The 6371-nt window shown below is 44.9% G+C and carries 7 protein-coding genes; 6 read left to right on the forward strand and 1 reads right to left on the reverse strand.

The window, feature by feature from the left end; translation table 11 throughout:
* On the reverse strand, positions 1 to 351 hold a 351-nt coding region (locus ACP45E_RS13710; RefSeq protein WP_158008384.1), incomplete at its 3' end, for an AAA family ATPase.
* 283 nt (positions 352 to 634) lie between these two features.
* On the opposite strand from ACP45E_RS13710, the gene ACP45E_RS13715 reads away from it, so the two are divergent.
* The 6 genes from ACP45E_RS13715 to ACP45E_RS13740 all read left to right on the forward strand — a co-directional run.
* Positions 635 to 2200: an arylsulfatase gene (locus ACP45E_RS13715; protein ID WP_017033885.1), complete on the forward strand. Its 1566-nt coding sequence runs from the start codon at positions 635 to 637 to the stop codon at positions 2198 to 2200.
* Between the two features lie 149 nt (positions 2201 to 2349).
* Positions 2350 to 2889 (forward strand): glutathione peroxidase, encoded by a 540-nt coding sequence (locus ACP45E_RS13720; protein WP_017033886.1) that lies wholly within the window; start codon positions 2350 to 2352, stop codon positions 2887 to 2889.
* 10 nt (positions 2890 to 2899) lie between these two features.
* On the forward strand, positions 2900 to 3370 hold the full coding sequence (locus ACP45E_RS13725; protein ID WP_017033887.1) for a DUF3429 domain-containing protein: 471 nt from the start codon (positions 2900 to 2902) through the stop codon (positions 3368 to 3370).
* 212 nt (positions 3371 to 3582) lie between these two features.
* The gene (locus tag ACP45E_RS13730) at positions 3583 to 5001 is read left to right on the forward strand and encodes a TolC family protein (protein WP_017037845.1); all 1419 of its coding nucleotides are present in this window, start codon (positions 3583 to 3585) and stop codon (positions 4999 to 5001) included.
* A complete protein-coding gene (locus tag ACP45E_RS13735; protein WP_017037844.1) occupies positions 4998 to 5972 on the forward strand; it encodes an HlyD family secretion protein in 975 nt (324 codons plus the stop codon). The genes ACP45E_RS13730 and ACP45E_RS13735 overlap by 4 nt, the downstream gene beginning before the upstream one ends.
* A 22-nt stretch (positions 5973 to 5994) precedes the next feature.
* Positions 5995 to 6371 (forward strand): ABC transporter permease (locus ACP45E_RS13740; RefSeq protein ID WP_141707339.1); only part of this gene is annotated, 377 nt, incomplete at its 3' end.

Below are 6371 nucleotides of genomic sequence, written 5' to 3' on the forward strand. Positions count from 1 at the left end.
GACTTTGGCTGGCGCTCGGTTGACTTCATCGGCCAATACGATGCTGTTGAAAATAGGACCTGCCTGAAAATGCAGTTGAGGCTTACCATCAAGGTCTTGATAGACTTCGGTACCCGTGACATCTGACGGCAACAAATCCGGAGTAAATTGAATGCGACCAAACGTGGTGTTCAATAAGTTAGCGAGTGATTTCACAGAACGCGTTTTTGCCGTTCCTGGAAGCCCTTCGAGTAACACATGACCGTTGGTCAAAAGCCCAATAACCAGCGCCTGAATCACATGGCTCTGGCCGATAACACTCTGTTCCGTGTGTTCGATAAGTTGTTGTATCGCTTGTCGTGCATGGCTCATAGGTCTTCCTTTCATTCAATCTAACTGCCTACATTTTACTAACAAGCTCTATAACTATTGGTTATACACGCCATATCCCACTCAATGGGAACGTTCTATCTCCAAGTTTTATTTAAAAAAAACATTTCCACCATCAATCGTTGGCTACCATTCAATACGTCAACCGTGAATATAACGTTTGGTTATAACCACTATAAAAGGACAGCCGTGCTTTTTGATATTAATGTTTTGTCATCGATGCGTTGCTTTAACGCATTAATCTAAATGAAAAATCGGAGTCCTTATGGGTACTAATATTAATCAATTGGCACTGGGTGTTGGCTTACTAGCTGCGTCTTCAGCGGTTGTAGCAGCAGAAAAACCAAACATTCTTGCTATCTGGGGAGACGATGTTGGTATTTTCAACATTGGCGCTTACAACAATGGCATGATGGGTTATGACACACCAAATATCGATCGTATTGCGAACGAAGGTGCTCTATTTACTGATCATTACGGTCAACAGTCTTGTACAGCGGGTCGTGCAGCATTCTTAACGGGTCAAGAACCGTTCCGTACAGGTTTGCTGACTATCGGTATGCCTGGTTCTGATCACGGTATTCCTGATTGGGCTCCAACGATTGCTGACTTACTAAAAGAGCAAGGTTACATGACAGCTCAGTTTGGTAAGAACCACATGGGTGACCAAGATAAGCACCTTCCAACTGCACACGGTTTTGACGAATTCTTTGGTAACCTTTATCACCTAAATGCAGAAGAAGAACCAGAAACTTATTACTACCCGAAAGACCCAGAGTTCCGTGCTAAATACGCGCCTCGTGGTGTTATTAAATCAACCGCTGACGGTAAGATTGAAGATACCGGCCCTATGACGCGTAAGCGTATGGAAAACGCGGATGAAGAATTCCTAGAAGCATCATTAGACTTCATGGAACGTGCGGTTAAGGCCGACAAGCCTTTCTTCATCTGGCACAACACCACTCGTATGCACGTGTGGACTCGTCTACAAGAGAAATACCAAGGTGTATCCGGTGTGAGCATCTATGCAGACGGTATGATGGAACATGATGACCATGTTGGTATTCTTCTAGATAAGCTTGACGAACTAAAAATTGCTGACAACACCATCGTCATCTACTCGACCGATAATGGCGCTGAAACAGCAACATGGCCTGATGGCGGTGCGACTTTCTTCCACGGTGAAAAAGGAACAACTTGGGAAGGCGGTTTCCGCGTACCACAACTTGTACGTTGGCCGGGTACTATCGAACCAGGTACAAAAATCAACGACATGATGAGCCACAAAGACTGGATCCCAACACTTCTTGCCGCAGCCGGTGATGACAAAGTGGTTGAGAATCTTAAGTCAGACAAAGGCGCACGTTACAACGGTAAAGATTGGCGTGTTCACCTAGATGGCCATAACTTCCTACCTTTCTTCCAAGGTAAAGCAGAAGAAGGGCCACGTGACTCTCTGATGTACTTCTCTGCAAATGCTGAGTTAGATGCGGTTCGTACTGGCGACTTTAAAGTACAGTTCGCACACATGGAAGGTAACATCTCTGATGGTGTTCGTTTCCAAACTAACTGGCCGTCAATCGTTCACCTACGTGCTGACCCGTTCGAAAAAGCACCACACGAATCAGGTTTGTACATGCGTTGGATGGCTGACAACATGTGGCTATTTGTACCAGTAGGTAATGAAGTTCAGTCATTCTTGTCAACAATTCCTGGCTACCCAATGCAACAAAGCCAAGTATTGAACCCTGGTAACTTCAACCAGAACGTACTTATGCTACAAGGTAAGCTTCAGCAACTAGACGCTGTACACAAAAAAGTGATGCAATAAATCACTGATTTAATCGAATGAACATTTGATTACTATGAAAAGCCCGAGAGCAGATATGCCCTCGGGCTTTTTCTTTACCGCCTTCAAGTGATCGATCTTTATCCGTTTTTAGTACATATCAGTACTGACAATAAAAAAGAATCGATGCGATGAAAACTCTCATAATCACATTTTTGCTGCTGGGTGCAATCAGTCCTTTTTCCCATGCTGAATCCTGCCCTGAGATCCTAATCGGCAAACAGCGTCTGCTCAATTCTAACGAAGACGTTGAGTTGTGTGATGCATTCAAAGGTAAGGCACTGCTGGTTGTCAACACCGCGAGTCAATGTGGATTTACGCCGCAGTATAAAGAATTAGAACAGCTTCATCTAACCTACAAAGACAAAGGGTTTTCTGTCATCGGGTTCCCAAGCAATGACTTTCGCCAAGACAGAGGCAGTGAAGAGCAAACAGCCAACGTCTGTTATCTCGATTATGGTGTCACATTTCCGATGATGGCGAGAAGCACTTTAAAGGGGACAGGTGCCAATCCAGTTTTTACTGAGATCCGAAAGCAAGCTGGGGTGACACCAAAATGGAATTTTTATAAGTTTTTAATCAATAAGGAAGGTAAGGTCATCGCAACATTTCCGAGCACGACTTCACCACTCAACAGCACTCTCACTCAAGCCATTGAACAGCAACTTTAGGAACTAGGTTATGATAACAATGAACAGAGTCATGATGGTGCTTGGGTATCTAGGGCTTGTTCCTTTTTGTCTTGGGTTAGGACTTGTCATTACTGATAAAGAGTTAGTAAACATAGAAGGCCATGTTCTGTTTGTAACGTACAGCGCTGTTATTCTCAGTTTTTTATCTGGAGTGTTGTGGGGAAGAAGCATAGAGAAACTTAACCGTTCATTGACTCTGATTTTAAGTAATGTATTTGCAATTTTAGCTTGGGTTAGCCTGCTTCAAGTCGAAGAGTCGATAACTGTCGCTCTTTTACTTCTTATGGCTGGCTACGTTTGTGTGTTAGTCACTGAATACCCTTCAAACTTTAGCCGTTATCAACATCCCTCAACATCACATAAGAGCACGTCATTAGCCAATTTAGCCCCGTATTCTAAGATGAGGGTTATACTAACGAGTGTCGTCTTGATGATGCACCTGATACTCTTTCTAATATAGAACGTTAACCATTGACATATCACTGCTCTACCTGTTGATTTGATATTGCAAAAGGCCTTTACATAGCCCATTGTAATGCGTAACCCTTCCAATTTATCGGTTCATTAATGCCTATAAAGCCAATCTATTGGAACCAAAACAGATGAAAAAAGCATCGCACTCTCTGCGGAATACTGTATATTAGAGTTATTACTCTAAATTTGGCGTTCTAGATGAAAACTACCTTTTTACATTCCATCATTGTGTTATCTGCCGGCGTGTTTTCTGTCACGGCAAACAGTGCTGCCATTACGTTCGATCAAGCGTGGCAACTGCTACAAGACAATAATCATTCGCTTGCAGCACAACGCTCAAATGTAGAAAGTCATCAGCATTTGCAAGACGCAAAAGGTAACCTCAATCTCCCTTCCGTTACTTTAGGAGCAAATTACACGCGTCTCGACAACGATGTTACCGTTACTGGGTCACAACTGGCGGAAGCGACAACATTTCCATCCATTGGTGGCAGCTCTGGTGCCATGCTATCCAGTTTGCTTCCTATTCTCGGTGGGGTTGAAACCACGGTCACTGAGCAAGATATTTTTACCTCATCGATTCGGGCCGTGTGGCCCGTCTTTACTGGGGGCCGCATTACTGCTGCACAACAAGCCGCAAGAGGTCAAACAGAAGAAGCAAAAAGCCAATACAAAATGGAAACGCAAGCTCGCTATGAAGATCTGAGTAAATACTACTTTTCCGTCGTTCTGGCGAAAGAAGTGCTAAAAACGCGATCCGATGTTGAGCGCGGACTTTCACAACACCTTGATTTTGCCATTAAGCTTGAAGAACAAGGACAGGTCGCTCGGGTAGAACGGTTGCAAGCTGAAGCCTCTTTTGACAAAGCAAAAGTCGATACACGCAAAGCACAAAGTAATTTAGATATTGCGCAATCCGCATTAAGTAAGATTTTGGCTCAAAATAGTATCGTCACGCCTTCGGAAGCACTGTTCATCAATCAACAACTTCCTCCCATGCAAATATTCATTGACCAAACACTCGCCACCTACCCTGGCCTTGAACTGCTTGATGCAAAAGAGCTGCAAGCGAGTAGCTTAATTAAAGCGGAAAAAGGAAAGTACTACCCAGAGGTGTATCTCTATGGCGACTATAGCCTGCATGAAGACGACACATTAGCCAGCCAAATGAAACCCGACTGGATGGTGGGGGTTGGTGTGAGTATTCCACTTATTGAATCGTCAGGCCGAAGCCATACAGTCAAAGCCGCGAATAGCATGGTTCAGCAGGTCCGATCGCTCAAAGCACAAGCAAGAGAAGACCTTTCGGTACTGGTGCAAAAGACCTACCTTGAAGCGCAACAGTCTATCGATGAAGTTCTGGGGCTGGAATCGAGTATTGCTTTAGCCACTGAAAATTTGAACCTTCGTGAACGGGCGTTTGTGCAAGGGTTATCCAACTCGCTTGAAGTTGTCGATGCACAATTGTACTTAGCCAGCATTCAAACTCAGCAATCGGCGGCGCGTTTCCATTACCTTGTTTCACTGAATAAGTTACTCGCACTGACCAGCGAAATGAACACTTACCACCAATATCAATCTAACGCTTATACTATGACCAGCAAGGAATCATTATGAAATCTCTCAAACCTCTTTTAGCGTCTTCTTTGGTCGTTGGTGTTGTTGCCTGGGTTGGGTTCAGCTTTTATCAAGCTTATCAGCCAAAACCTATTCGCTTGCAAGGCATGATAGAAGCACAGCAGTACAGCATTTCGTCAAAGGTTCCGGGAAGAATTAATGAAGTTTTGGTCCGTAAAGGCGATAAGGTGACACAAGGTGATTTGATTTTCACTCTTCACAGCCCTGAAATCGAAGCCAAACTCGCCCAGGCAAAAGCTGGGGAAAAAGCCGCTGGCGCACTTGCATCTGAGGCTGAAAACGGCGCTCGGACACAACAAATTCAAGCGTCCAAAGACCAATGGTTAAAAGCAAAGTCGGCGGCAGATTTACTTGAAAAGACGTACCAAAGAATCAACAACTTATTTAACGACGGTGTGGTTGCCGAACAGAAACGCGATGAAGTAAAAACCCAATGGCAAGCAGCCAAGTACACGGAAAGTGCCGCGTTTCAAATGTATCAACTGACCAAAGAAGGCGCTCGAGATGAAACCAAGATCGCGGCAGCAGAGAAGGTCTTAATGGCGGCTGGGGCCGTTGCCGAAGTCGAAGCCTTTGCCGCAGACACCCAGATTGAAAGTTGGTTTGATGGCGAAGTCTCTCAGGTCTTATTGCAAAGTGGCGAACTCGCGCCACAAGGCTTTCCTGTCGTCACCGTTATTGACACCCAGGATGCTTGGGCGGTCCTGAATGTTCGTGAAGATTACCTCAAACATTTTACCAAAGGCACGCAGTTTGATGCCTTTCTACCCGCGCTGGATAAAACCATCTCTTTCACCGTCATGCATGTCGCTGTGATGGGCGATTTTGCTACTTGGCGATCAACGGATGCATCACAAGGGTTTGATTTGCGAACCTTTGAAGTTGAAGCACGCCCTACCGATTCCACTGAATCACTTCGCATGGGCATGAGCCTCGTTGTTGAACTTTAAGCAATATTGACAGGGATTTAGCATGGCTCTAATTCGCCAACAGTATCTTCGCCAACAATATCAAATATTGAAACAGGACAAGTGGCTGCTTGCCTGTGTATCTTGGATTCCGATTGCTTTAGCGCTGTGCATCTGGGGAATCTTTTCTGCCGGCATCGCTCGCGATTTGCCTATTGGTGTCGTGGATCTGGCTCATAGTCCCATGTCTAAACGCTTGAGCCATCAGCTTGATGCGTCTTCGACTCTGAAGATTGAAACACAATTTTCAGATGTCAGTCAGGCAAAAGACGCGCTGGTAGAGAGCCGAATTTATGCCTATGTGGTCATCCCAGACGGTTTTGATAAAGGCATCTACCGTCAGTCTTTGCCTCAAGTCTCGGTATTTAGATCGGAAGAGCG

The organism is Vibrio genomosp. F10 str. 9ZD137, from assembly GCF_049974785.1.
Taxonomy (GTDB): domain Bacteria; phylum Pseudomonadota; class Gammaproteobacteria; order Enterobacterales; family Vibrionaceae; genus Vibrio.

Coding starts and splice junctions, on each gene's coding strand:
- ACP45E_RS13730 (WP_017037845.1), top strand. CDS start 3,583: ATGAAAACTACCTTTTTACATTCCATCATTGTGTTATCTGCCGGCGTG.
- ACP45E_RS13720 (WP_017033886.1), top strand. CDS start 2,350: ATGAAAACTCTCATAATCACATTTTTGCTGCTGGGTGCAATCAGTCCT.
- ACP45E_RS13735 (WP_017037844.1), top strand. CDS start 4,998: ATGAAATCTCTCAAACCTCTTTTAGCGTCTTCTTTGGTCGTTGGTGTT.
- ACP45E_RS13725 (WP_017033887.1), top strand. CDS start 2,900: ATGATAACAATGAACAGAGTCATGATGGTGCTTGGGTATCTAGGGCTT.
- ACP45E_RS13715 (WP_017033885.1), top strand. CDS start 635: ATGGGTACTAATATTAATCAATTGGCACTGGGTGTTGGCTTACTAGCT.